At 39.9% G+C, this 25,472-nt stretch carries 27 protein-coding genes and 2 riboswitches; of the genes, 9 read left to right on the plus strand and 18 right to left on the minus strand.

Going from position 1 to position 25,472, the window contains the following annotated elements:
* Positions 1-1,023 precede the first annotated feature (1,023 nt).
* The gene (locus ACFQIC_RS18175; protein WP_390217605.1) at positions 1,024-2,367 is read right to left on the minus strand and encodes a M48 family metallopeptidase; all 1,344 of its coding nucleotides are present in this window, start codon (positions 2,365-2,367) and stop codon (positions 1,024-1,026) included.
* A 144-nt stretch (positions 2,368-2,511) separates the two neighbouring features.
* On the opposite strand from ACFQIC_RS18175, the gene ACFQIC_RS18180 reads away from it, so the two are divergent.
* Positions 2,512-2,832 carry a YbjQ family protein gene (locus ACFQIC_RS18180; protein WP_204710277.1) on the plus strand — a complete coding sequence of 107 codons (321 nt, stop codon included), beginning with the start codon at positions 2,512-2,514 and terminating at the stop codon, positions 2,830-2,832.
* Positions 2,833-2,895: 63 nt separating this feature from the next.
* Here ACFQIC_RS18180 and ACFQIC_RS18185 read toward each other — a convergent pair whose 3' ends face one another.
* The 3 genes from ACFQIC_RS18185 to ACFQIC_RS18195 all read right to left on the minus strand — a co-directional run bounded on the left by ACFQIC_RS18185 (position 2,896) and on the right by ACFQIC_RS18195 (position 4,224).
* The gene (locus tag ACFQIC_RS18185) at positions 2,896-3,732 is read right to left on the minus strand and encodes a YihY/virulence factor BrkB family protein (protein WP_204710276.1); all 837 of its coding nucleotides are present in this window, start codon (positions 3,730-3,732) and stop codon (positions 2,896-2,898) included.
* Positions 3,733-3,796: 64 nt separating this feature from the next.
* Positions 3,797-4,081 (minus strand): hypothetical protein, encoded by a 285-nt coding sequence (locus ACFQIC_RS18190; protein ID WP_204710275.1) that lies wholly within the window; start codon positions 4,079-4,081, stop codon positions 3,797-3,799.
* Positions 4,078-4,224: a DUF2243 domain-containing protein gene (locus ACFQIC_RS18195; RefSeq protein ID WP_390217607.1), complete on the minus strand. Its 147-nt coding sequence runs from the start codon at positions 4,222-4,224 to the stop codon at positions 4,078-4,080. The genes ACFQIC_RS18190 and ACFQIC_RS18195 overlap by 4 nt, the downstream gene beginning before the upstream one ends.
* Before the next feature lie 176 nt (positions 4,225-4,400).
* Between ACFQIC_RS18195 and ACFQIC_RS18200 the strand changes: the two genes are divergently transcribed.
* A complete protein-coding gene (locus ACFQIC_RS18200; protein WP_204710273.1) occupies positions 4,401-4,811 on the plus strand; it encodes a DUF4395 domain-containing protein in 411 nt (136 codons plus the stop codon).
* A gap of 127 nt (positions 4,812-4,938) precedes the next feature.
* Here ACFQIC_RS18200 and ACFQIC_RS18205 read toward each other — a convergent pair whose 3' ends face one another.
* Together ACFQIC_RS18205 and ACFQIC_RS18210 are read right to left on the minus strand one after the other, a co-directional pair.
* Complete coding sequence (locus tag ACFQIC_RS18205; RefSeq protein WP_204710271.1) at positions 4,939-5,202, minus strand: DUF3006 domain-containing protein; 264 nt, start codon at positions 5,200-5,202, stop codon at positions 4,939-4,941.
* A 3-nt stretch (positions 5,203-5,205) separates the two neighbouring features.
* A complete protein-coding gene (locus ACFQIC_RS18210) occupies positions 5,206-6,528 on the minus strand; it encodes an MBL fold metallo-hydrolase (protein WP_204710269.1) in 1,323 nt (440 codons plus the stop codon).
* 138 nt (positions 6,529-6,666) lie between these two features.
* Between ACFQIC_RS18210 and ACFQIC_RS18215 the strand changes: the two genes are divergently transcribed.
* The gene (locus tag ACFQIC_RS18215) at positions 6,667-6,819 is read left to right on the plus strand and encodes a hypothetical protein (protein ID WP_204710267.1); all 153 of its coding nucleotides are present in this window, start codon (positions 6,667-6,669) and stop codon (positions 6,817-6,819) included.
* A 140-nt stretch (positions 6,820-6,959) separates the two neighbouring features.
* On the opposite strand, the gene ACFQIC_RS18220 is transcribed toward ACFQIC_RS18215, so the two are convergent.
* Positions 6,960-8,009, minus strand: a complete 1,050-nt coding sequence (locus ACFQIC_RS18220) for a homocysteine S-methyltransferase family protein (protein ID WP_204710265.1) — start codon at positions 8,007-8,009, stop codon at positions 6,960-6,962.
* An 83-nt stretch (positions 8,010-8,092) separates the two neighbouring features.
* Positions 8,093-8,203, minus strand: a riboswitch (SAM riboswitch).
* Between the two features lie 114 nt (positions 8,204-8,317).
* Here ACFQIC_RS18220 and ACFQIC_RS18225 point away from each other — a divergent pair.
* On the plus strand, positions 8,318-8,689 hold the full coding sequence (locus tag ACFQIC_RS18225) for a DoxX family protein (protein ID WP_204710263.1): 372 nt from the start codon (positions 8,318-8,320) through the stop codon (positions 8,687-8,689).
* A gap of 242 nt (positions 8,690-8,931) precedes the next feature.
* Here the strand turns inward: ACFQIC_RS18225 and ACFQIC_RS18230 are convergent, their stop codons facing one another.
* Entirely contained in the window at positions 8,932-10,104 is a 1,173-nt protein-coding gene (locus ACFQIC_RS18230) for a TraB/GumN family protein (protein ID WP_204710262.1), read from the minus strand.
* Positions 10,105-10,382: 278 nt separating this feature from the next.
* Here ACFQIC_RS18230 and ACFQIC_RS18235 point away from each other — a divergent pair, with 278 nt between their 5' ends.
* Positions 10,383-10,655, plus strand: a complete 273-nt coding sequence (locus tag ACFQIC_RS18235) for a hypothetical protein (protein WP_204710261.1) — start codon at positions 10,383-10,385, stop codon at positions 10,653-10,655.
* Between the two features lie 1,912 nt (positions 10,656-12,567).
* Here ACFQIC_RS18235 and ACFQIC_RS18240 read toward each other — a convergent pair.
* The 5 genes from ACFQIC_RS18240 to qoxA are packed head-to-tail and all read right to left on the minus strand — an operon-like array spanning position 12,568 to position 16,763.
* Positions 12,568-12,807 (minus strand): cytochrome C oxidase subunit IV family protein, encoded by a 240-nt coding sequence (locus ACFQIC_RS18240; RefSeq protein ID WP_204710260.1) that lies wholly within the window; start codon positions 12,805-12,807, stop codon positions 12,568-12,570.
* A 45-nt stretch (positions 12,808-12,852) separates the two neighbouring features.
* On the minus strand, positions 12,853-13,224 hold the full coding sequence (gene qoxD / locus ACFQIC_RS18245; protein ID WP_204710259.1) for a cytochrome aa3 quinol oxidase subunit IV: 372 nt from the start codon (positions 13,222-13,224) through the stop codon (positions 12,853-12,855).
* 1 nt (position 13,225) lies between these two features.
* Positions 13,226-13,831: a cytochrome aa3 quinol oxidase subunit III gene (gene qoxC / locus ACFQIC_RS18250; RefSeq protein WP_204710258.1), complete on the minus strand. Its 606-nt coding sequence runs from the start codon at positions 13,829-13,831 to the stop codon at positions 13,226-13,228.
* Position 13,832: 1 nt separating this feature from the next.
* Positions 13,833-15,770, minus strand: a complete 1,938-nt coding sequence (gene qoxB / locus ACFQIC_RS18255) for a cytochrome aa3 quinol oxidase subunit I (protein ID WP_204710257.1) — start codon at positions 15,768-15,770, stop codon at positions 13,833-13,835.
* A gap of 27 nt (positions 15,771-15,797) precedes the next feature.
* Positions 15,798-16,763 carry a cytochrome aa3 quinol oxidase subunit II gene (gene qoxA / locus ACFQIC_RS18260; protein WP_204710290.1) on the minus strand — a complete coding sequence of 322 codons (966 nt, stop codon included), beginning with the start codon at positions 16,761-16,763 and terminating at the stop codon, positions 15,798-15,800.
* Positions 16,764-17,129: 366 nt separating this feature from the next.
* Positions 17,130-17,308: riboswitch (Lysine riboswitch) on the plus strand.
* A gap of 126 nt (positions 17,309-17,434) precedes the next feature.
* Here qoxA and dapA point away from each other — a divergent pair.
* Complete coding sequence (gene dapA / locus ACFQIC_RS18265) at positions 17,435-18,322, plus strand: 4-hydroxy-tetrahydrodipicolinate synthase (RefSeq protein ID WP_204710256.1); 888 nt, start codon at positions 17,435-17,437, stop codon at positions 18,320-18,322.
* 816 nt (positions 18,323-19,138) lie between these two features.
* Here the strand turns inward: dapA and ACFQIC_RS18270 are convergent.
* Complete coding sequence (locus tag ACFQIC_RS18270; protein WP_204710254.1) at positions 19,139-19,606, minus strand: divergent PAP2 family protein; 468 nt, start codon at positions 19,604-19,606, stop codon at positions 19,139-19,141.
* Between the two features lie 301 nt (positions 19,607-19,907).
* Here ACFQIC_RS18270 and ACFQIC_RS18275 point away from each other — a divergent pair, with 301 nt between their 5' ends.
* Both ACFQIC_RS18275 and ACFQIC_RS18280 read left to right on the plus strand, forming a co-directional pair.
* The gene (locus ACFQIC_RS18275) at positions 19,908-20,312 is read left to right on the plus strand and encodes a cytochrome-c oxidase (RefSeq protein WP_390217612.1); all 405 of its coding nucleotides are present in this window, start codon (positions 19,908-19,910) and stop codon (positions 20,310-20,312) included.
* 1,120 nt (positions 20,313-21,432) lie between these two features.
* The gene (locus tag ACFQIC_RS18280; RefSeq protein ID WP_204710252.1) at positions 21,433-21,669 is read left to right on the plus strand and encodes a DUF8108 domain-containing protein; all 237 of its coding nucleotides are present in this window, start codon (positions 21,433-21,435) and stop codon (positions 21,667-21,669) included.
* A gap of 110 nt (positions 21,670-21,779) precedes the next feature.
* On the opposite strand, the gene ACFQIC_RS18285 is transcribed toward ACFQIC_RS18280, so the two are convergent.
* A complete protein-coding gene (locus ACFQIC_RS18285) occupies positions 21,780-22,034 on the minus strand; it encodes a biotin/lipoyl attachment domain-containing protein (RefSeq protein WP_204710250.1) in 255 nt (84 codons plus the stop codon).
* 270 nt (positions 22,035-22,304) lie between these two features.
* Positions 22,305-23,339 carry a DUF1835 domain-containing protein gene (locus ACFQIC_RS18290; protein WP_204710248.1) on the minus strand — a complete coding sequence of 345 codons (1,035 nt, stop codon included), beginning with the start codon at positions 23,337-23,339 and terminating at the stop codon, positions 22,305-22,307.
* 322 nt (positions 23,340-23,661) lie between these two features.
* Here ACFQIC_RS18290 and ACFQIC_RS18295 point away from each other — a divergent pair, with 322 nt between their 5' ends.
* A complete protein-coding gene (locus ACFQIC_RS18295; RefSeq protein WP_390217617.1) occupies positions 23,662-23,991 on the plus strand; it encodes a YjzC family protein in 330 nt (109 codons plus the stop codon).
* Between the two features lie 300 nt (positions 23,992-24,291).
* On the opposite strand, the gene ACFQIC_RS18300 is transcribed toward ACFQIC_RS18295, so the two are convergent.
* Both ACFQIC_RS18300 and ACFQIC_RS18305 read right to left on the minus strand, forming a co-directional pair.
* Positions 24,292-24,984 (minus strand): LrgB family protein, encoded by a 693-nt coding sequence (locus ACFQIC_RS18300; RefSeq protein ID WP_204710247.1) that lies wholly within the window; start codon positions 24,982-24,984, stop codon positions 24,292-24,294.
* On the minus strand, positions 24,957-25,349 hold the full coding sequence (locus ACFQIC_RS18305) for a CidA/LrgA family protein (protein WP_204710245.1): 393 nt from the start codon (positions 25,347-25,349) through the stop codon (positions 24,957-24,959). The genes ACFQIC_RS18300 and ACFQIC_RS18305 overlap by 28 nt, the downstream gene beginning before the upstream one ends.
* Positions 25,350-25,472 lie beyond the last annotated feature (123 nt).

Below are 25,472 nucleotides of genomic sequence, written 5' to 3' on the forward strand. Positions count from 1 at the left end.
CATCCCACCCGCTATATGTTACGACCTATGCTCGGTCGCTCCAGGAGTCTCCCCCTTCCCCACCACCCCTTGCCATACATTTCCATTAGAATGCACCGTTTACCGCTGCTTACCCTCCCTGTTAAAGTATGAGATATCTATTATAAACACGATTTAGCTTTGCCAGTACAGGTCAATAGTACTGGCAAAGCGGGTCAATTTTATATCCTGAGTGGATTCAATTTCAGATTTAAGAGAATAAGTACCAAATTAATCAAGATTTAGAGGGGGATCACCGATGTATAGTTGGTGATCTCCTTGTTTTATTCTTTGTACAGACTTGTTCAGTGCCTCCTTCATACAGATGACGAAACAGCCACACAATCTCGGAAGCAAGTCTTCAACAATACTGCTCTTTAATGGAGCAAATTCAACGCCTTAATGGTTTGTTATAACTCACCCATCGTCGCTCCTGTTATAAAGGTTGTCACAATCATGGGTGTGTATTTTCACCCTAGTGACGGTTCCGTTCATCTCAATGTTGTAAAAGGGCGTAGGGGAACGATGAGACTCCTGCGGAAAAACGCACAGGTCTAGACCCCGTAGCGCAGCGAGGAGGCTTGACCGTTCGTCCGCGGAAAGCGAATCGTTCCCCGAAGCCTGTTCTCTATTTCTAACGACGGAACCATGATGCTGTTCCTAACTTTTATTTCAGATCACTGCTTAATGGAGCAAATCCAACACCTTAATGGGTAGTTATAACTCACCCATCGTCGCTTCTTTTATAAAGTTTAGTATGAATTCGTTGTCACAATCATTGGTGTATATTTTCACCCATAGTGACGGTTCCGTTCATCTCAGTCTAGTAAAAGGGCGTAGGGGAACGATGAGACTCCTGCGGAAAAACGCACAGGTCCAGACCCCGCAGCGCAGCGAGGAGGCTTGACCGTTCCGTCCGCGGAAAGCGAATCGTTCCCCTACGCCCGTTCTCTATTTCTAACAACGGAACCATGGAAATGTGAATTTTCACGAACCTGCTATTTTTTATGGACGACACACCCCACTTCCATTCTCTTGTATCATTAAAATACGTTCCATCATTGTTGGATGACCATATCTTAACAACTTCACTAAAGCAGGTGGATTGACTTCACTAAGACCGTTAACTGTAAGCTCTTGAAACGATCCAATAGCCGCTTCACTGTCTGGCAACATTTCTAACGCATACTCATCTGCAGCAGTTTCTGCTTGGCGGGAAATGGCTAGTTCCACAGGGCTGGATGCTATCGATAAAACAGTCAGCAAAAGAAGTAACATAGGCAGCGAGGCAATATCCGATACCCGTGTCACCCCAAGGTTCTCACCCCATCTACGAACCACCACATGCATTAGACGATAAGTAACATAAAGACCGATAAAGCTCGAGGCGATTACACCTGCTAAATTCATGTACAAGTGATTCATCACATAGTGACCAATTTCATGCGCCATAATAAAGAGGGTTTCCTTTTCATCAAGTTTATTTAGTGTCGTATCCCATAAAACAATACGTAAATTATCACCAATCCCGTTAACATAAGCATTCATAGCATTCGTTTTTTCTGACATATCCACTTGGTACACACGATCAGCCGGAATATCTGCTTGATCGGCGAGCGCTAAAATTTCTGCCTCTAAGTCTGGGTCTTTTAATTCGGTAAATTCATTATAAAGAGGATCGATGAGTACAGGTTGAATATACATCATGAAAGTAAAAAATGGGATAAGCAGTGCCCAGGCGAGTAACCACCAGCGTTTTTGATATTTTTTCATTAAAAAGTAAAGCACAGTAATGAGGATTGCCATAATAATAAAGCCGATCCAAAAACTGAGGAGTTCATCACTCATCCAACTAGAAAAGGTTTGTGTGGAAATTCCATAATGGGCAGATAAGCGATATCCTACATAATCCAAAGGAAAACTGAAAATCCACACAACGGCTGATACTAATAAGACATAAATGGGAATACTGAGAAAAGATATTCGTTGCCCAAATCTTTTAAAAATTGGTGACCAACCGAAGACGAGTATCCCTATGTAAATAAGTGCTTCTAAGGGTATTCCTATAAAAAAAAGTAAGTTTCGATACCTTGAATATTCCTGGCTGAGTTCCACCTCTTGCGCTGTCATGAAGGTAACGGGGTCAGCTACGGTTCCCTGATAAGCTTCTGGTACGCCAGGAGTGGTCCAATGAAATAAATAGACATAGATAAGACACACATAAATTGGAAATAAAATGATTGTTCCAAGAACGAACCGCTTTTTCATTACTTTCCCTCCAGCCATTTTCTTCTCTATATTACTTGTACGAGTTCTTTTCTTATTTATACCATTTTCAAAAAAATCCATTAGATTATCTTTTTTAAAACCTAGTCTAAATGCCCTTCTACATATTCATGTTAAAATAGACATAAAGATAGTATGTGACCTTAACTTTAAGTGATCAGGCTCGATTTAACACATAATCTATATTAATAAAGGGGCACTAAACTCATGATAATAGTTAATACCGACTATATTCCCGGCTATGAGATCACTGAGGTGTTAGGGATAGCTCAAGGAAATATTGTACAATCTAAACATTTGGGTAGAGATTTTATGGCAGGGTTAAAAACAGTAGTCGGAGGCGAAATTAAAGGGTATACGGACATGCTGACAGAAGCTAGAAAGATAGCCGATGAACGACTCATTCAAGAAGCTGAAGAATTAAAAGCAGATGCCATTATTAATATAAGATATACCACTTCTCAAGTGATGCAAGGGAGTTCAGAACTTTTAGCATACGGGACGGCTGTAAAGATTAAAAAAGTATAATAAAAAAAATAAACGTAATGATAAGGAATAGCTCAGTATAGAACTGAGCTATTTTCGTACGCATTAAGCGGCCTCGTGAGCTCTTTGCTCCTTCTTACGACTTCGGACCACGTTCACCTCCGCTCCGACCATCAAAATAATACCTGTGATGAAGAACCATAACATCAAGATAATAATTCCTCCTAAGCTTCCATACGTAGCTGAATAATTGGCAAAGTTGCTAACGTAGAACGAAAACGCAAGAGAAATTAACTGCCACAGAATAGCTGTGATTATCGCGCCTGGCAGGATTTCTTTAAACGGAAATTTTTTATTTGGTGCAAAGTGATATAAAGCCATTAAAATCGTACTCATAACGACAATACTTATAACCCAGCGTAACACTTGGAACAAAACAACCGTTTGACTAGGTAAATTGAATGCATCGCTAACCATAGTAATAATCGCGTCACCAAAGATTGGCAGTACGAGCGCTATACCAATGGCTATAATCATCCCTATTGTAAGTAAAATAGACATGATGCGAACCTTGATAAACGACCGTGTCTCTTCAACGTTATAAGCAATATTGGACGCTTGAATAAAGGCATTCACCCCGTTAGAAGCTGACCATAGTGTACCAATAATACCAATCGTCAATAGTCCGCCTTTTGGCCGCTCGACAAGATCAATAATATTATTTTGAAACACTTCAGCCGTACCACCTGGAAGCACATTTTGCATAAAGCTCATCGCTTCTTCTGCAGTAATATTTAAATAAGGTAAAATAGATAATAGCAAAATTACTAAAGGAAAGATCGCCAGTAAATAATAGTAAGCTTGTGCAGCACCTAATAACGGCACATTATCTTTTTTGAATTCAGAGAAAATTTCCTTTGTGTAGTTGATGATTTTTTTCATAAAAGGGATCCTCCTCTAACCATTTCTATTGGTCTATCCCCTTTTCCTGTACTTTTCTAACCTATCATTCGACTTTAATCGTTTCCTTAAATGCAATTTCTTTCTGATTATAAGTTAGAGGCTGATGATTGTTCGCATATAATGCAACTTTCACAGTATGATTGCCTCGATCAAGCTCATCCAAATTATAGTATTCTCCATACAGACGATTAAGTTTTTCACCATCAATACAAATATGGGCGTGGCCTTCATTCACATTCGTTGGCTTTTCACCGGCCTTTTCTGGAGCAAATTGGAAGTTAGTCAGTTCTACTTGTAATAACCAGCTTCCTGATGGATCCTCCTTCACCGACTAACAATTTGTCCAGCACGATCCGTTTGCATAATAACACTATGCCACTGTAAGATTTGGTGAAAAACAATCCCGTCCATAGCCCCTAAGAAGCCAAACCCTAATGTAAAACTCCCAATAGTAATTAGTTTTTTTCTCATAGGATTACTCATACTAATCTTCCTTTCATCCAACCATCTATGAACAATTATATCCAAACTCTAGTAGTACTAACCTTTCAATGCTTTCAAAAGTTTACTAGATATCTGAAGCATCAATCTTTATTCCGAGTAATATAATCCGTATAATGGGTTATATATGAGAAGGAGGTTTCCATATGAGTATTCCAAAACCACTTGTGCAATTAAATCAAACATTTATCGTTGTCACTGTTTTAATGGGCATTTTTATTAACGATTTGATTCTGTTTTTTCCATTTTTTATAGGTGCATATACATTACAGACAAGGCAAAATCCTGTCATTTTATTCGGTAAACGATTTTTGAAAAAACCACTTGACCGATATACTCCTAAAGATCACGAACAACAACTTTTCAACCAATGGATTGCTACGATTTGCTTAGGTCTTTCGATCATCTTTTTCTTCACAGGTTGGTCGGAACTGCTTGGCTATGTATTTAGTATCATGGTCGTTGCTTCCGCTAGTATGGCTCTTACAGGCTTTTGCATTGGCTGTGTGATTCGCTATCGATATATGATGTGGAAACACAAACGTGTGCATTCCTAAAAAAAGAAGCAACAGCCTCCAAAGTTCCTGTGACAGAAGCTTTTTGGGCTGTTGCTTTTTTAGGTTGAAAAGTCGTTGGCTAAATTCTACACCCTAACAGTTTGTGAAACATAAGCAGTGCTGACCATTATTTGCGCTTAAATTTACTTCCTTTGCTGCGTTTCTTTAATCTTTCCCGTTTGCTTCTCACTTTTTCTTTCTGTATTGCCGTTGTTTTGTGATCGGGAATGATCTTAGCAATCTCATTATTCTCAATCGTCACTTCAAACCAATCATGTGTCTTACTGCCTTCAGGAAGTTGATCTTTTGTAAGAATAAATTCCTTTCCCACTTCTTCCACGAGCAATACACCATATTGATTCTCTTCAATTCGATCTAAAACAGCCTTCATGAATTACCCTCCTACACAAGCAATACCTTGTGCTTTAATATCATCAATCCGAGCAGGACCAATTCCGCTTATATCTGTTAAATCATCTATCGAATTGAATGGTCGTAAATCAATAAGGTCCTCGGCTCTTGCTGGACCAATTTGCGTGATTTCCTGAACTTTTTCAACTGAAGCGCTGTTAATATCAATGCAGGCTCCTGACGCTTCTTCTCGTTCAGGTTCAGAATCTGTTTCTTGAGATGAATCTTTTTCATTTGATGAGCTGGACGGGGTAATGGTACCATCTTCCCTCGTCGCAATTTGATAGCTTTCTCCGTTGGTCGTTACTTCAATCGTGCCATGGACGTCTGTTCCATACAGGTCAATACCAGCATCCTGGACGCGGTTAACAACTTCGGCATTCGGGTGGCCGTACTGGTTATCTGCCCCAGCGCTATAGATGGCGACTTCCGGATTTACACGTTCAAGAAAAGCTGAGCTCGTAGATGTGGAAGAACCGTGGTGACCTAGCTGGAGGATTTCCGTATCTAGATTGGTTTCTCCATTAATCATCTGAGACTCGTCTCCCGTTTCCGCATCTCCCGTAAAAATAAAATCTACTTCTCCGTAGGACATTTTTAATGAAATCGATTCCTGATTTGTTTGCCCCGTTACTGCCTCTGGATACAGCACATCAACTTCTAAAGCACCAATGTCAAAAGTATCTCCTGCACGAGGTTCTTCAAGCTCCGCTCCAGATACTTCAATCATATCCATGACACGAGCATAGGTGTCCGATGTGCTTTCGTTACCTGACATCCAAACTTCATCGACATTAAACTGTTTAATGACCTGATCGAGTTGGCCAATATGATCAGCATCCGGATGGGTTCCCACAGCAATATCAATTTGATCAATGTCCTGACTATCTAGATAGTTAACTACATTATCACTATTCCAATCCCCCGCATCCACTAATATATGAAACGGCTGCCCGTTGTCCTGGAATTCTAGTAGCGTAGCATCTGCTTGCCCTACGTTAATATAATGGGCAGTAAGTTCAGAAGTAAGCTCTGTTTCTTCCGTCTGTTCCTCCTCTGAACTAGCCGATTGATCGTCTACATCCTCTTCATTTTCTATTGACTCCTCTTTGGCTTCCAGCTCAGCATCGCCATCTGAGTCACTAGAATTTGTGGAGTTCTCCGCTTGTTTCTCCGTCTCTACTTGTTCTGTTTGCTCTTCCTGTTGCGCTTGTTCGTCAGTTGATCCTGGAGAACCCTCTCCACATCCTCCTGATAGCACAATAGCTACAACGCTGAAAAATACTAAAAATGGATGTTTGAACATACCGCACCTCCTATTTCATCTATTTTATCATAGGAAAAGTGGGATTTTCGCGGGGGATGTAGGATGAATTTTTCAAAATCTAATGGTACAAACATAAAAAAGTATTTGGCATATACTATAAAGAAAGGAGGTCATTATATGGAGTGGGAAAAGAAAAGTAGAAAAAGAGTAGCAGAAGATATACTAGATTCATTTTCTCAACGATGTTGTGTTCGCAGAAAACCTAAACGAAAACATCATCATCATCACTGTGGTGGCTGTCGTCGTCATAAACACCATTGTTATGATTGATCGTCTGGTAGAAATGCTGATTAAATCCCGCGAGTCTATCGGGGGATTCTTATTTTTCTCTTTGCTATTTTGATTTTGCGAGCGATTATCAAAAAAACACCACCTCCTGCATAACACAACAGGAGATGGCAACTAACTTATTACGCTTTTGTTTTATACGATGTAATATGGGGTTGTAAAGATTTATCTGTTCCAAATAAAAAGTGTTTTTCCATATTTGGAGAATACGTCGAGTTAACAGTAGTCCGTCCAACCGTTTCAGCCACTTCACGCAACATGCTTGGCGAAGCACCACAGCATAACCCTAAGAAGTTTACACCGATATCATGTGATGCTTTTGCCCATTCTGCCAATTCATAGCGATTGCAATATAAGGGATCAAGGGCTGTAGGGAATGTCGTCTCTGTCGGTAAATTACAGGAACACCCTCCATCTGGCAAGTTAAAGAATGTTGGATGCTCTTCAGATGTACGATAAGGAATAGGTAAGGCTCCTACATATCCATCGACCTCAGCACGAATTTTTTCAATGTATGGTTGCATTGTCGCAGGCCCACGGAAACAGTTCATACCTACGACTAATGCACCTTGTTCTTGTAAAAGTCGACAGGCCTCTTCGACCGTATATCCATCTCTCAATACATTTTCACCCATCATTCCAAAAGTAATGACAGCAGGCAAATCATGCTTTTGAATTTCTTCTAAGGCAATTTTTGCTTCTTCATAATAGTAGTAGGTTTCCCCGTTTATAAAATCAACACCTTCTTCTTTACACCATCCCACCATTTCAGCAAACATATTGCGTACGCTTTTAACTGCTTCAGGGTCGTCTGGATTAAACAAGTTCGTATTTGATATATTGCCAGCTACCAACGCCTCTTCCTCAGGATGCTCTTGGGCGACTTCTTTTGCCAAACGAATGGCCTGTCGATTCAAAGGCTCCAGAAGATCTTCCTTTCCAATAATACGCATTTTCTCACGATGTGCGTTATACGTAAAAGCTAAAACAACGTCCGATCCGGCGAGCATATAATCACGGTACGTCTGTTTTAATGCTTGAGGATTATCGAGCGCAACTTCAGGTACGAAGGAGCCAGCTTGTAAGTAACCCCTCCGCTCTAATTCAAATAGGTATCCTTCCCCACAAATCACCGGTCCATCTTGTAAACGTTGTTCCAAACTTCTTTTCATTGCCTAACACCCTCTCCTAGTTTATTCACATATAAAAAGATCCCCATTCGATAAGAAGGGGGATCCGTAAGTACGTTATCCTCTTCTTATCTTCCAGATCATTGACCTGTAGGAATTGGCACCATCTTCAAGTGATTACTTGAAAGGTTGCCGGGCATCAAAGGGCCTAATCCCTCCGCCTCTCTAAATAAGAGTGATTTCATATGTAATTATCTACGCATTATAGCGAATTTTCAAATGGAAAGTCAACCTTTTTTCGAATAATTCTGAAATATGAAATCATATACTTGTCAAAAGGGGGACAAACCGTGACGCATTCCTTTTCAACTTTAAAAACGATCAAGTTTATCATCGCTTTTGTGTTTATTACTTCTGGGATTATGAAACTCATCAATGCTGACCTAGCTGATTTCTTCGTCAGTCTCGGCCTGCCTTATCCGCTAGAAGTCATGTATATAGTCGCTTGGGCAGAAATTGGCTGTGGCATTTTACTATTACTAAATAAGTACATTCGGCAAGCCACATTAGCTCTGCTTCTTATTATAATTGCAGCTATCCTGCTTACTAAAATTCCTGCCTTACATGATGGGTTAATTCCGGCTTTATTTAATGCCAGATTAGACATTGTCATACTCGCATTGCTTATTGTTCTATATAGACAAAGGGGGGTTAGCCATTAAAGAAAAAAAGTGCAAGTCTCCGTTTATTAAACATGCTCGTCTACAAAAAAAGGTAAGGTTGTTCGACTACGAACGGCAGATCCTATGCCAACACCGAACGATCTTGCAGCGCTTCAGAAACCACCCTACAAGACAGGCGTACTACTAGTCATCGTTTATCTTTCAATTCATTTAAGTTTTTTTCAGGCGAAAAAAACCACCTCAAGTACGATGGATACAGTCCGTTTGAGGTGGTTTCTTCATTATAAATTTTCAAAAAATAAACGTAACACATCAGCACCGCCAATGGCTGTTCCTAGAGAACTACCAAGGTTTGCTAAAACAATGATTAGTAGGATACGAGTTACTTTGTTGTTCCAAAATCCTTTGAGACTTGAAACATCTTCAGAAAGCGTTTCAAAATCTTTAACATTTGGACGTCGGAAGTAAGCTTGGACAAACCCTGCAAACCACCCGGCCGCAATCAGCGGATTCAAAGAAGTGATTGGGGCGGCAATAAATGCCGTCAGAATGGCTAGTGGATGGCCTAAAGCCACAGCTGTTCCTATTGCTGAGAACGACCCATTCCATAAAACCCAGCTGATTGTCTGCTGAGTTCCTGCAGCTGGATTCGTATAGAATGTATAGGCAATGATGGAAATAATCAACACGGGAATGGACCAGCCAATCAACTTAGGAACCTTGGACTTTGAAGGCTTTTTATTCAGTTTCTCTAAGTCATGTTCCTTATGTATCTCCTCTTTAATTCCAGGAACGTGAGCAGCACCTAACACGGCAACAATTTTGTTACCAGGAGCTTCTTTAATTTTTTGAGATAAGTACTGGTCTCTTTCATCAATTAAAGGCTTCTTCAGTCTCGGAAAGCTTTTCGTAAAATCCTGAAGCATAGCATCCAGCATATCTTTAGATTTGAGTTTCTCTAGCTCCTCTTCCGACATTTTCTCGTTACTGAAAATACTGAAGATAATTTGCATAAGAAGTTTTGCTTTTCCCTTAAATCCAAGATTACCCCAGATTCGTGCAAAGGTGATTTGAATATTACGATCTGCCAGAACAAGCGTTGCACCTGTGTCATTAGCTGATTCAATACCTTGGATCATTTCTTGCCCTGGTTTAATTCCCATCTGTTTCGCCATTCGCTTTTGAAATGAGGATATTACCATATTCATTAAAAGCAATGTCGCTTTTTTTTGCTTGATGACTTTAAAAATATCGGTTTCCTGCCATTTATTACCGTCTTTAATTGACTGGTATCGTTGTTCATCCAATTCTACACATACAGCGTCCGGCTGTTCAAATTCAATTACTTCTTTTACTTGTTCTGCACTCTTTCTAGATACGTGGGCTGTCCCTATTAGGATCAACTCTTTATTATCTAGATGAATTCTTGTGATATTCTCATCATTGATAGACATAAGGACCTTCCTTTTTTGAACGTTCTTTAAAAAACTACCTCTCTCCATATTAAACTACAATCGAGCAAATGAGAATTATTTTTGTTTGTTTTCCTCATCACACTTCCTCACCAATTGTAAAACAACGTTATTCTTTCCAAAAATTTGGGCAAGCTATCACTACAAGAAAAACTTGTGAACATTATGTGTCTTTTTAAAGAATTTTTTGTTACAATGAATACAATAAAAGTATGCGCTTACAAACTAAATTTAATTGTCCGATAAAGGAGTTGTTTTAAATGGGGATCATAATGATTTTTCTAATGCTTTCAACCGTTACACCTTTTCTCTTTATGAAATTGAGAAAAATGCCGTTGGCTATTGTTCAGTCCGCTTTACTTGTCGGTATGTGGATCTACTATTTTGAGGCGGTTTTCAACGTGGCACCTGCTACATTTTCTCCATTATGGGTTATTTTCTATGGAGGTTTAATTGTTTCCCAAGCCGCTTGGATCATGTTTATCATTTACGTTGTAAACACACAAGACAAGTATCAAAAAAGTTATCAATAAAACAATAACAGGTAAAAATCTCAGTTCACTGAACTGAGATTTTTTAAATGTATTTTCAATTGCTTATTCAACTAAAGCCCCAGATTGTGGAATACTCAGATTCGAGACATTCTGGTGGTTTCCGTTAACAAGGATGGCGTTAGAAGGTCCGGGAAATCACTCGCTTTCCGTGGGCATGAGGTGAGCTTCCTCAGGCTACGCCTTGCGGGATCTCACCGATCATGTTCATCCCACAGGAGTCTTGCGATTTCCCGGACCTTCTTGCTTTTATGAGGAGAACGGAAGCATCAGATGTGGTGATTCAAGTGAAAAGCACTCCCTATGAGTGAGAATTGTGCTAGAAGGTGCTTTCTTGCATATCGCTTAAAGCCTCGGATTATTCAATAAAGGAATGGCGGTTCCGTTGCTTTTCATCGGAGCATGGGGGATGGGAAACCACTCGCTTTCCACTGGGAAGACGGCAAGCCTCCTCGCTCTAAAGCTGAGGCCACTGAAAAAGTGAATTTAATAAGAGAATTAACTCAACCAACAACTATATACGCGAGTGATTTCTTCTTTAACACCAACATGTTGACTGTGATTCTCTGCCTGTGTTAAATGTAAACACTTTTTCAGTAACCTCCTAAAGCTCTGCGGGGTCTCGCCAGTCTATCCTTTCCCGCAGGAGTCTCATGGTTTCCCATCCCCCATGACTATGAAGAGTGGAACGGAACCCTTTTTATGAAAATTGGGGTGTTGTGTGAATATTGCCATTGAAATGATCTACTTATGCCATGAAATTGATCCACTTCTGCCATTAATAGATCCTGTACTATTGATCTGTACTATAAATTCAGAAACGGTTTTCACAAGGAGAGATGGTGATGGTAGGCATACATACCGGGTAAGCTCCTTCTCTTCATATAAACAGGCTATCACACCCGATTTTTAACTTATCTAATGGCGCAATCTGTAATGGCCATATTCCCTGACTGTATCAGTCTTCAATTGGCGTTATATCAGATATCTCATTCTTTAACAGGGACTGTAGAACAGCATGATTCCGATAGAAACATACGGGGTAAATTGGACTTAATCCTCCACTTTGACAGGAAAAAACAATGTGATTTTGGGTAAATAGTTCGGTTTTGGAGTACAAAAACATATGTAGAGGGAAAAATAGTAACAGAATTATCGAACCAATTAACATACTAAATAACATGACAATTGGTAAAGAAAAACGCTTGGACATTTTAATATCCAAGCGTTTTTCTTTATATTTTCTTCTTCAACTAAAGCATCATTTACTTGAAGACTCAGCTTCGAGAAATGTAGGCTATTCATAGATGGGAGTTTGCAACTGGCACACTTGTTCCATATGGTGTAGCGAACACGAAGGCGACTTATGGCAGTAGGGCCGTTCATTAAAAGCAAAGGATGGGTGGCTAGGAAACGGGGAGATTCCCAATCCCCCCATTCGATGTGTGAGAAGCGAATCCCTTTCCCAGAAGGGACTATCTTCCACTATCCGTGTTCTATTGCAATGAACCTCTCTATATAAAGGATTTTAATAGGACCGCCCGCTTTCAAGATTTGCATGCAAACTTAGGAATGGCTGCCTTTTCTTGAAGGGGTATCGAGACACTTATATGGCAAAGGGGCGGAGGGAAACGGTGAGACTCCTATGGGATGTGCGGGACAGATGAGACCCCACAGGACGAAGTCCGAGGAGGCTCAGCGCCCGCCCCATGGAAAGCGAGCCGTTTCCCGCAGCCACAAAATTCACACAAACATATCGAATTCAAGTCTTCAACAATCCTTCTGGGTTTAAGTGCATTTCTTCACAAACTTTAATTATTATTTGCAATAGGTAAGAACTTGTTAATAAAAAATGCCCTCTTCCCCGTTTTCAACCGGAAAGAGGGCATTTGTTTTATTTTATAGCCTTTTTAGGGGCTGATTGAACACAAAGCAACTGCATCATCGCTTGAGAAAAAGCAAAGGCTGCTAGGACAAATAACAATGGTCTCGGTGTATAACTTGAATATAAAGCTCCCCATAAGGAAAAAGATGTCAACATAATGCAAAGTATAAAACCGATCATGTGTTTCCTAGACAAAATCTCGGCCGCATCATCATTCTCTTGGTTGTATAGATTTTCATTAATTTTCAACTACATCACCCACCAAATTTATTAAAAAAGCTTAATGCCCAACAGTTAATGACTTTCGTGTTCTCCCTGTTCTTCTTGTTGCTCATGCTGTTCATGTTCGCCATCATCATGATCATGTGTGAACCCAAACGACATCGTAAAGAGAGAACCGGCAACAACAATGGCCGCTAGAACGGCTCCGTGAAACATCATATTCCATGGAACATGACCGTTATGGCTGTCGGACTCGACGACATGCATAAACATAAACAGCTGGATCCCTGCCTGAATAACTGCAAGAATCATGATTCCAGAGATCACCCACATCTGAGATAGATTAGATTCTAAGGCCACCCAGGCAGCCAAAAGCGTTAAAGCAATCGATAAAATAAAGCCTATGACGTGTTTAGCAGGAATTCGTTTATTATGATCTGTCATATTAAACCACCATCCCAATCAAATAAACACTTGTAAAAATAAAGATCCATACGACGTCTAAAAAGTGCCAGTATAGGCCGATAATAAAGAACTTCCGACTCGTCCTTGGTGTAAGGCCTCGTTTTGTTAATTGGATGAGTAACAGGATCACCCAGCCTATACCAAGCGTTACGTGTAGCCCGTGAGTACCAGCTAATGTGAAGAAAGCAGACCAATAAGCACTGGACTGAAGAGTCGCTCCTTCGTGAACATAATGGACAAATTCATAGATTTCAAAGCCAAGGAAGCCAAGACCAAGAACTAATGTAACGATCATCCAGTTCCTTAGTGCTTTCACCGATCCTCTGCGCATTTCGTGAATCGCAAGACCACAAGTGAAACTACTCGTTAACAGAAGGAATGTCATCATCAGCACAATACCAGGTTCAAATAATTCCCCTGGAGGTGTAGCATCAGCTGTTCTTCCGAATAATACGGCATAAGTGGCAAAGAGCGTTGCGAACAATACAATTTCAGCCCCTAGGAATATCCAGAAACCAAGAATACTCATTTGACCTTCCTGTGTTCTATATTCCAATGGGCCAGTTTTCAGCTCATGAGAACTCATATTATAACCTCCTTGCCGAGCGTTCGGTACGCTTAATTTCGTCGACTTCTACATGGAAGCCTTCATCATAATCAAAGGAACGGATAACCATCATGACAATGACGGCAGCTAAACCTGCAATCGCCATCCACATCCATTCAAATACAAGTCCAAAGCTTGCAACGAACATAAAGGACATCATAATGAATGGTTGACCTGTATTACTAGGCATATGAATCGGTTCAAGTTGATCCTCTTCATAAGTTGTTTTTCCTTCATCTTTCAATTTTACATAAACATCATGACTATCAATATGCGGAAGCGTTGCAAAATTGTAAAAAGGTACGGGAGTTGGCGTGGCCCACTCAAGGGTACGTCCTTCATCCCAACTATCACCAGTTTTCTCGCGTTCACTGTAGCGATAACTATAAACAATCGTGAATACAAATATGGCAAAACCAACACCCATTCCTAAAGCACCTACAGTAGAAATGATGTTAAGCGGCATCCATTCCGGAATAATTGTAAACACACGACGTGGCATACCATTTAGCCCCGCAAAATATTGAGGGAAGAAGCAAACATGGAAGCCAATGACAAAGAACCAAAAGCTGTACTTCCCAAGTCTTTCATTAAGTTTGTGGCCAAACATTTTCGGATACCAAAACACAAGTCCTGAGAAACAAGCAAATACCGTACCGGCAATTAGTACATAGTGGAAGTGTGCCACTAAGAAATAGGAGTTGTGGAACTGATAATCGGCAGAAGCCATTCCGAGCATTACACCTGTAACGCCACCGATAACAAAACTCGGAATAAACGCAAGTGCCCACATCATTGCTACTGTGTTTTTTATTCGCGATTTATACAATGTCCCTAGCCAGTTGAATATCTTCACACCAGTAGGAACTGCGATTAACATTGTCGAAATAGAGAATACTGAGTTAACAAATGCGCCGGCACCCATGGTAAAGAAATGGTGTACCCATACGAGGAAGCTTAACCCAGCAATCAAGATAATCGCCCATACCATCGCTTTATAACCAAACAACTGCTTACGCGCGAAAGTTGAAATCACTTCAGAGAAAATACCAAACGCAGGCAAAATAACGATATATACTTCAGGGTGTCCCCACATCCAGAATAGGTTCGCCCACATCATTGGCATCCCTTCACCTGTTAACGTAAAGAACTGCGCACCAAAGATTCGGTCAAGCGTCATAAGGGCTAGAGCTACAGTTAAAATTGGAAAAGCAAAAACAATAATAAATGAAGTAATCAGAGTTGACCAAGTGAAAATTGGCATCTGAAACATTTTCATTTTAGGAGCTCTCATTTTAAGAATCGTCACCATAAAATTAATCCCTGTGGCCAAGGTTCCAATCCCGGAAAGTTGCAATCCGAGTAAATAGAAGTTCTGCCCGGGCCCGGGGCTCATCGCAGCACCGGCGAGTGGCGTATAACTTGTCCAGCCTGCATCTGGTGAGCCACCAATAACAAACGAAATATTGAACAACATCGCACCAAATAAAAACGACCAGAAACTAAGCGCGTTTAAATAAGGAAACGCCACATCCCTTGCTCCAATTTGAAGAGGGATAATAAAGTTCATCAAACCGATAAGAAAAGGCATCGCCATAAAAATAATCATGACCGTACCATGTGTTGTAAAAATTTCATCATAGTGTTGCGCATTCAAAAAATTCATATTTGGAAACGCTAGTTGTACACGCATCATGAGCGCATCTGCTCCACCGCGGAATAACATCGCAAGCGCACTTAATATATACATAATTCCTATTTTTTTATGATCAACAGTCGTTAGCCACTCACGCCATAACCATCCCCATTTTTTAAAATAAGTTAAAATAAAGAGAATAGCTATTGTAACAAGGGCAATTGAAACCATTCCCCCATAGATAAGTGGTTCACCAGTTACAAAAAATTCATCTAGTTGCATAGTTGCTCACCTGCTTTCTCTTCTATCTTAATGATTTTCATGGTCTTCATCATTCTCTTCATATATAAAATCTTCAGCATCTTGATGACTTTCTAAGTGCATCAAATCACCATACAAATCATAGTGTCGATTAACAGCGTAATCGCGTCCATCATTTGTACCATGGTCTACCCATGCTAAGTGAGTGGAAGAGTATTCAGCCTCTGTAGTCAGTCCTGGTTCTAACAATTCATCGTACTCTTCTTGAGTCAACTCAGGAGCTTGAGCTTTCGTCTCTTCAACCCAGCTATCGTAATCTTCTTCACTTTCGGCATAGACTTCAAATGTATGCTTCGTAAACCCTTCACCGTTGAAATTGGAATTTCTTCCGTCATAAACACCTTCTTCATCGGCTTGTAAGTACAGAGTGTTTTCCATCCCGGCCATATTATATTTCTGACCACCGAGACGCGGAATCCAAAGAGCTGCCATTGAATCAGCAGAAGATAATTTAAACTCAATCGGTCGATCCGTTGGAATGTGTAAATAATTGACGGTTTCTATGTCTTCTTCAGGATAACTGAAGAACCATTTCCAATCGGCAGCCGTTGCATAAATAACTAAAGGTTCCTGTTGTTCTCCATCCGAAGCTTCTGGAGGTTTTTCTAATTCATACAGTGAGTCAACGGTTGGAACACTCAAGGCAATAACAATAACCAACGGGATAACCGTCCAAATGATTTCGATCTTGTTATTTCCATGCATATCAGGGTCATAATCACTATTCTTACGACCTGGTCTATTTTCTCTGTATTTAATGACTACGTAGGCGAAGGCACCGAACACTACGACCACAATAAACAACATAAATATGAGGGAGTACAATATAAGATCATTTTGCGTTTGAGCGACTGGGCCTTTAGGGTCAAAGACGGCGAGTTCACTACATCCGCTCAAAAATAAAACAAGGCTGAGTGGCATTAAGAGCAGCCCTTTTATCAAAAGTTGTTTCATATTTTTCACTAGGGTTCACACTCCTTTATTCCTTTATATTTAAAGGCGTTAAGCCGAATATCATATTAACTCAACGTAGTATAGCAAAAAAAATCCGATCATAGATGACGTTAATAAAATTGTCATTTAACCATCACACTTTATTAAAAAATTAGACGCAAAATATTCACGAATTTGTAAAATCGTCATAAATTACATAGAGGTGCTTGTGAAAGGCCCATCGTTCTCTGAACCTTTTATGTTTCACATGAAACAATACCTTCCCCCTTATAAAAATCAAGAAAAATAATCACCCATGGCTTGTATCAGACGAGAATTTCTGTTATAGTTCAGTCAATTAAATACTTTCTTCCTTCATTTAATTGAAGAGAGGATAGAGGTGCAAACACCATCAGTATACAATAAGAGGATAATGAGATCCGTTGATTATTGTAAAAAGGGGTATTTGCCGAAGTTTCAAGAATCTCATATTCTTGAAATTGGTTCTGCTATTGAATAAAAACAGGACTGTCATATAGGAGACTATATGGAGGGCTATCTTACGGTGAAACAATGCAATAATTATTTGTTTCTACTGCAACAGCGAACCCTCGTTGTTGTTTTTTTTGTGTTTACTAGAGAATGGCCTTATCACCTCTATATTTAAAAATTTTACAAAAGGGTGTGAAGTTATGAATTTCGGCCAAGTCTTAACTGCCATGGTCACTCCATTTGACCAGAAGGGCGAAATTGATTTTAACGCTACGAGGACTTTAGTCAATCATTTAATCACGAACGGTTCGGACGGCTTAGTTATTGGTGGGACGACAGGTGAATCCCCTACCTTAACGACAGATGAAAAAATAGAGCTATACAAATTCGTTGTAACCATCGTTAATCGGAGAGTTCCCGTCATTGTCGGAACAGGGTCCAACAATACAAAGGCTTCTATTAGCTTAACGAAACAAGCTGAGGAAGCTGGAGTCGATGCCGTCATGCTCGTTACTCCATACTATAACAAGCCTTCTCAGGAAGGTTTATACCAACATTTCCAAGCAATTGCACAAGCCACACCCCTCCCTGTTATGCTTTACAACATACCTGGAAGAAGTGCGGTTAATATGGCTCCAGAGACGATCATTCGTCTTTCAGAGATTCATAATATCGTTTCTGTTAAGGAGTCAAGTGGTGATCTAGATGCAGTGTCAAAAATCATTGACCAAACACCAGAGGACTTCTCCGTTTACAGCGGAGATGATAGTATGACCTTGCCGATCCTATCGATTGGTGGAACAGGTGTTGTTTCTGTTGCTTCCCATATCATTGGGAATGACATGCAGCAAATGGTTCACAGCTATTTAGAGGGAGATGTCCAATTTGCAGCGACAACTCACCGTAAATTACTGCCAATTATGAAAGCATTGTTTGCTCAACCAAGCCCTAGCCCTGTAAAAGCAGCGCTTAATATGAAAGGGATCGTTGTAGGTGATGTTCGTTTGCCGATGCTGCCTTTGAACGCTGAGGAGAAAAATGAGTTAGAAAAATTTATACCTTTTGATCCGATAAAAAGTGTAGGTTAAATGTAGTTGATATTTATATGCAAAAACAAGGAACTTCCTAATTGTGTAAGTAGTTCCGATACCGTTTAGCACCATAAATAATAGTTGAATAGTAGGAAAAAACGCTTGGATTAAAATCCAAGCGTTTTTTATGGCTCTACAATATTTAATTAAATTGTGTGGTACCAGGTACCACACAATTTGGATTTTAATCTATCGGGTTCAGTTTTCGAGTACAAAATATGAAATAACATACGATTATCGGTATTTAACATATAAATCAGCATACAAAATCAGAGATAGTGCTTGAATTCGAGATGTTTGTGTGAATGTAGGGGCTGCGGGAAACGGTTCGCCCCTTTACCATATAAGTGTCTCGATACCACTTCAAGGCAGCCATTCCTAAGTTTGCATGCAAATCTTGATAGCGGGCGGTCCTATTGAAATCCTTGATATAGAGAGGTTCATTGCAATAGAATACGGATAGTGGAAGATAGTCCTTCTGGGAAAAGGATTCGTTTCTCACACATCGAAGGGGGACTTGGGAATCTCCCCGTTTCCTAGCCACCCACTCCCATCTATGAATAGCCTACAATTTGAAGAACTGAGGTTTCCGTCTGCCTCACAATGGCAAGGAGGGCCGGGAAATCGCGAGACTCCTATGGGATGAACATGATCGGTGAGATCCCGCAGGGCGCTAGCCCGAGGAAGCTCGCCACATGCCCATGGAAAGCGAGTGATTTCCCGGACCTCCAAACGCTTTCAACCATAACGGAAACAATATCTCTCGAAGCTAAGTCTTCAAGTAAAAGATGCTTTATTTGAAGAAGAAAATAGTCAGTTCTCTTTCCTGTCTTCCATCAGTGCGGAAGCTAAGCCATACAAAATTCCAAACACAGCACCTCCAATTACTTCAGTTGGCTGATGTCCAAGGAGCTCCTTTAAGTCTTTGTCTCGCTTTACATATTCCAAACTAGGAAAGTCACCTGAGATTGTTTCAATATTATCTTCAAGATCGTTCACGAGTCGAGCAATCTCACCAGTATGACGTCTAATCCCCTGTGCATCATACATCACAATGGAACCGAATACGACGGCTAATGCGGTCTCGATATGCCTTGTCCCACGGTTAGCAGCTACATAGGTGGCAAGGGAAGCAACCCCGGCAGAGTGTGAACTTGGCATCCCACCGGTTTGAAAAAGGGGTTTCCAATCCCAATCACCTGTGTCTTTTTTATGTGTAAGTATTTTTAGTCCCTGTGCAATTCCGATTGCTGATAATGCTGTGACGATTCCTCGGTTCATAAAAACATTCCTCCGTTTGACCTTTTTATGAAAGGACTTTCTACTATGTTTTAGTGTCTCGCTTTTAAAGAAATTTATTACAAGAGAGGGCGTTGAGAATTGTGTGGTACCTGGTACCACACAATTTTTAGGGCAATATATCCAAAAAGGACTTCCATAGAATTGGAAGTCCTTTTTTGTGGGTATATCAACACTAAACTTTAACAAATCCTTAAAAATAAATCTTAACCATTGTTATATTATTTGACCTCCTTTTATATACTTTATTGTTAAAACTTTTTTATAGAGGGAGGTGATTACTATGAGAATGGGAATCCTTTTTCTTAAACTTGCAGCCCTTTACTTCCTAGTTGGGGTAGGTATGGGGATTGCAATGGAAATTATGCAAGACCACAGATTAGCTGGCGCGCACGCTCATATCAACTTAATTGGTTGGGCTTCCATGGCCTTATTCGGTGTCATTTATGTACTTTTTCCAAATGCGGGGGATACAGTTTTAGCAAAGCTTCACTTCTGGCTTTATAACATTTCTTTACCTTTCTTTATGCTTGGGTTGTGTTTCTTGCTTGTCGGCAATACATCCTTCATGTTTCTGCTTACAATTTTCCCTAATATACTCGTTCTAAGTGTCGTGTTTTTTGTTATTAACGTATTTAGGAATGTGAAGTTGGGTAATATCAATTCCTTTATTCAAAAGGGGGACTAAGCGTAATAGTTCCGTTTCGATGGAGAAACATACGAAATAGCATAGTAATTAGCGGACAAATCGCAAGTCAAATAACATAATGACACTTGCGGTTGTCAACGTGCTAATTACTATGTTAATTGGTATGCTATTTGCTATGTTGATTTTTATAGACCAAGTAGATAATTGTTGAATACTCGATTCCGAGTTCATGGGGGTTCGTTACCGTATAAGGGATAGGGGTGGCTTTGAAACAACTCGCTTTCCTGCGGGGGACTAGGCAAGCCTCCTCGGTCGTTGGCACTCCCCCCGCCATAGGAGAATGCGTCTTATCTATGCTATAGAATAAAGCCTCACCCCATACGATTCTCGAGTCCACTGAAGAAGTTTAATAAGAGAATTAGCTCAACCAACAACTATATACGCGAGTAATTCCTTCTTTAACATCAACATGTTGACTGTGATTCTCTGCCCGTGTTAAATTTAAACACTTTTTCAGCGGCCTCCACGATTCTAGCGCATGAGGTATTCTGCTCACGTGAAGTAGCTTATTCGATGCTTCCGTTCTCCTCACAAAAGCAAGAAGGTCCGGGAAATTGCGAGACTCCACCTTTAAAAGCGGAGGCGCCTTGGTCAGCGGCGTATGGACTGGACTGAGCTGTCGGAGATAAAGGAAACACGAAGAACATCGTGATTCGATGTTGACTTATCGTACAGAAGCGAGGGAAGTCTCACTAGCCGCTAGGCGCCGGAGCTGGATAACGCCCGATAGGATTGATGAACTAGATTTTGCCTTCGTCCTTATAAAACGTAAGAGCTGGGATGAACATGGTCGGTGAGATCCCGCAAGGCGTAGCCTGAGGAAGCTCACCACATGCCCACGGAAAGCGAGTGATTTCCCGGACCTTCTAACGCCATCCTTGGTAACGGAAACCAACGGAATGTCTCGAAGCTGTCTTCCACATAAGGGCAGAAGTGGATCATATCAATGGCAATATTCACACAGCACCCCTATTTTCATAAAATGGGTTCCGTTCCACTCTTCATAGTCATGGGGGATGAAAAGCAACGGAACCGTCATTCTTTTTATTAAACAATCTGGGGCTTTAATTTAATAAAAAAATCTAAACAAGTACGGGAAATGGAAAACGTTACCGATGACTACGTTACAATGGGATACCAAGTATTGTCTCGTGGTGAAACATCAATAAGTTTACGGCAAAATGGAGGATGGGGCGCAGTAGGTCCTCATATTCTTATTGCTGTGCTAACTATATGGTGGACTTTTGGCATAGGAAATCTTTTGTATGCATTATATAAACGTTACAGCGGTGAAAAGATCCTTATTAAATTAGAAGATCTTAAGGAAGAAGGTTAGTATGCTGATCGAGATTATTATTCATTAATTGTACATGTCCCTCTCCATAAAAAAACCTTTATTTCAGACGAAAACGTCCAAAATAAAGGTCTTTTTTATAACCTATACGATCAATCACTACCCGTGATCAGTAAGTCATCTCTTAAAACAGTAAGTACAGATTCGGGCGTAACTTCTTGTCCAGGCACCAAGTCTACTTGCATGATTGTACCACTAACGCCTATACAAACTTCAACGACCTCTTGATCTTCTGCTTCAATTAAAAACAACGGCTCCCATTCGTATACATAGGATTCGTTATCAATCAAAACCTCCTTAACAAAGCCAAAACAAGGGCTATACACCGTTTCGAGTACTTCTTTCATGGTTTCCCTCCTTTTCATTTTCTAGCTCAGTTCAAGTGAAATTCATTCACTTAACCTACTATATTCACTTATCGACCAACTATCACCTGAATTTCGTAAAAATGGTCATTAGCCAAGACATATTATTTGGCAACCATTGTACAACCCACGTGTTGAGTTCTTATACACTTTTCCAAGGTAGAGTTGTCACATATCAGGGATGGAGTAGTTAATTAATATTACAAATAAGACATCCTCAAAAGGTCAGGAACAAATAAAACGATTAGAAAATCAATCTTTCTTCCTTACAAGCTTTACATTATAAAATCTCATTCCTTTTAAAACACCTTCGATCTCAAAAATCTCATTCATTACCAAATTCCTCACTCGATATTCAATAAATTGATCACCTATATACTCATTTAAATGACCAATAACTTCACCGATTATTGCCGCTGATTTGATGAAACTTTGGTCTTCACACTCCTTTTCCAAGGATCGAGCTGCATTTATGATAGCCTCATCAAAATAATCCTCAGTTACGCTAATAATTTGCTGATCCTTCCATATTCTCAGAACACTTTTAGAATTAGCTATTTCCCTCCACTCTTCTTCCCACTGCATTCGTTCATTTTTCGATACTGCTTTATGATTCTCTTTATTTTTATAAATCGCCATCAATTTTTCTGGGATCAATTCGCCCGTATGACTGGCAACATAAGGGCAGTCACGGCCATGATCCAGCTCTGGTTGCATAAGATAGATGTCATGATCTTGCTCATTTAACAGATACATAACTAATCGTAATCCGACCTGCTCATGAGCATTATTTCCAGTCCATATGTAAATAGGAAGATGACTAGGAATTGATTGAGTATTTAATAAGCTGGCATGTAGTTTATCTTTAAGATCTCCTACATCTTCACCTTCAAAAATAAGATGGTCCTCCAACCATTGATACCGTTCATTTAAGCCTTCTTTTTCGCTTAATCTCCATGTGGGACCAATAGAAAAGGTGTCTGGTAGAGCAATTACTTCCTCTTCGTCTCGTAATTCCATTTCTGATAATGCGTTCTTTAAGCTACCTGAAGTTGAATCACTAAAGACAATATGTACAGCTTGATAGTCTTGATCAACCGTTTTTTGCGTCGCTTTATAATAATGAAGGAACTCCCGGTACATCAGTTGAAGTTCACTCACGAACCGTTCCTCTTGATGCCCCTGCTTTTCAAAAGTTTCTATTCTTAGAAGTAGTTGAAATAGTAACGATTTGGCGTCTTCCTCCTCCAAGTGATTGACCATTCTTTTTAACTCATCGATTAACATACCCATCCCCCGTTTCGCAATTTCTGTTTTAAAATTGAAATACCTCTATGTACTCTCCCTTATGCTCTTTATCATTATTTCTATTTTTCAACATTAAAACCCTTCTTTTCTCAGTTGTTTCCCCTAAGAGACCCCTTATGCTTTCGTTCACAATTATGCTAGCAACCTTCAGAAAGTAGGGAATATTTTTTATTTACAAGTAATAAGCCGTATTTATTATATTACAAAAACATTACAATTTGATTTATTGGTAATTTATAGGTTTATCTACCAATAAAAAGGTGGTATTGAATAGTAAATCATTTTAAGGAGGTTGATGACATTGGCTAAAAACAACAATCAGATCAACAAACAAAAAATGAGTTATGAAGAAGCAGGTCGTAAAGGTGGAGAAACAACTAGTCAGAAGTATAGCCAGGAACACTTTGAAAACATTGGACAAAAAGGTGGCAGCAACTCCGGTAATGGTTCTATGACAAATAAACAATATAAGACAGGAGAAAAAGCTCCTGAATCCGGTAAATATAAAGTGTATCAATTGGCTAATAGAAACAATACGAAGGATAATACTGAAATCAACTTGAACGAAGGAGACCAATTCCCGCCTTCTCCATCTGAAAATGAAGCCGCTTATTGGGTGAAATCCTCATAACGAATAAAAACCCCTTGAACTCAAGGGGTTTTTATTCGTTAACATTTAATATTCTATCATTCTAAAGAGGAAGTAATGAGGTTTTGTTAAAAAAACCTCCATATAAACAGTTCCTAAAAGAATGCGGGTTTTCAGATTCAGTCACAGTAATGACCGCTTCTGCTAATTTTTCTGGATCTCCGGCCTCTTGGCCACTTGATTGTTCTATTCTTTTCCAAATATACCTACAGGAATGCTCCTCGCACATTCCTCCCTCATGCACCATTCATAGCATTGAAGAATACTAGTTTGATAACAAAGTTACATATAAAACATCCAAACAAATAATGGCCCTAGTACCGAACCCAAAATGGCACTTAAACTCATAGAAACGGAACTCATGGAGGCCGTCTCTTCACCATACTCTAGAGCTTTAGAAGTACCAAGCGCATGTGAAGCACTACCAAAGGCAAGACCTCTTCCTAATGACGTTCGAATACGTAATGATTTTAATAGAATTGGTCCTAAAATGATTCCAGTAAATCCAGCAACCATCGTAAATACGACGGTCATAGAAGGGATTCCCCCGATTCCCGATGAAACGGGAATCGCTACAGGTGCTGTTAAAGACTTAGGTACCATGGAAAGAATAATCGTTCGATCGATCCCCAAAAATCTGGCAAGGAACAAACCACTTCCTAGAGCCGTACACAACCCAGCTAAAACTCCTGTAATAATCGGAAGCATATAACTCACTATCACTTGTCTTTGTTTATACATCGGATAAGCTAAAGCCACGACGGCCGGTCCTAAAAATGAATCAATCCACTGGCCACCAGTCATATAACTTTCATAGGAAATATCGAAAACTAATAATAGGACAACAATGAGTATAGTAGAAGTTAAAACAGGGACTAGAAAGGGATATTGAAAGCGAGCGTATAATCGACTCATCATTAAGAAAGTGCCGATCGTTACTAGGATAATCAAGATGACATAGACTTTTTGTTCCACTCCCCTTCCCCCTTTCTTTTAATCTGAAATAACTGACTGACTGTTCCAGCTGCAGCCATCGTTATCAACGAGCTTAACACCACTACTAGAACGATTAGCGCGCCGCTCCACGAAAGCAAAGAGGGATAATTTATCACTCCAACTGTTGCTGGAATAAAAAACAATGGTAAATAGGCTAATATAAAACCTGCTCCCTCTTGAATCCATCGAACTGGAATAATATTCAGCGTTAAACCAACAAATAACAGGATAAGCCCTAGAATGCTCCCTGGAATTGGCAAATGTAAGAGATCCCGTAGAGCTACTCCGATATAGTAAATAATAAATATAATAGCTATTTGTAACATAATTCTTAAAAATTTCATCTAATATCGTCGTCCTTCTCAAGGAGAAGACATCTTCCCCCTTTCTATTCTGTACTTAGTTTTCATACGAATTACTGTAATAATGGTTATATAACATGTCCACCCTCTCCACCTACAAGTGAC

The sequence above is a fragment of the Halobacillus seohaensis genome, from assembly GCF_042663045.1.
Lineage (GTDB): Bacteria > Bacillota > Bacilli > Bacillales > Halobacillaceae > Halobacillus_A > Halobacillus_A seohaensis.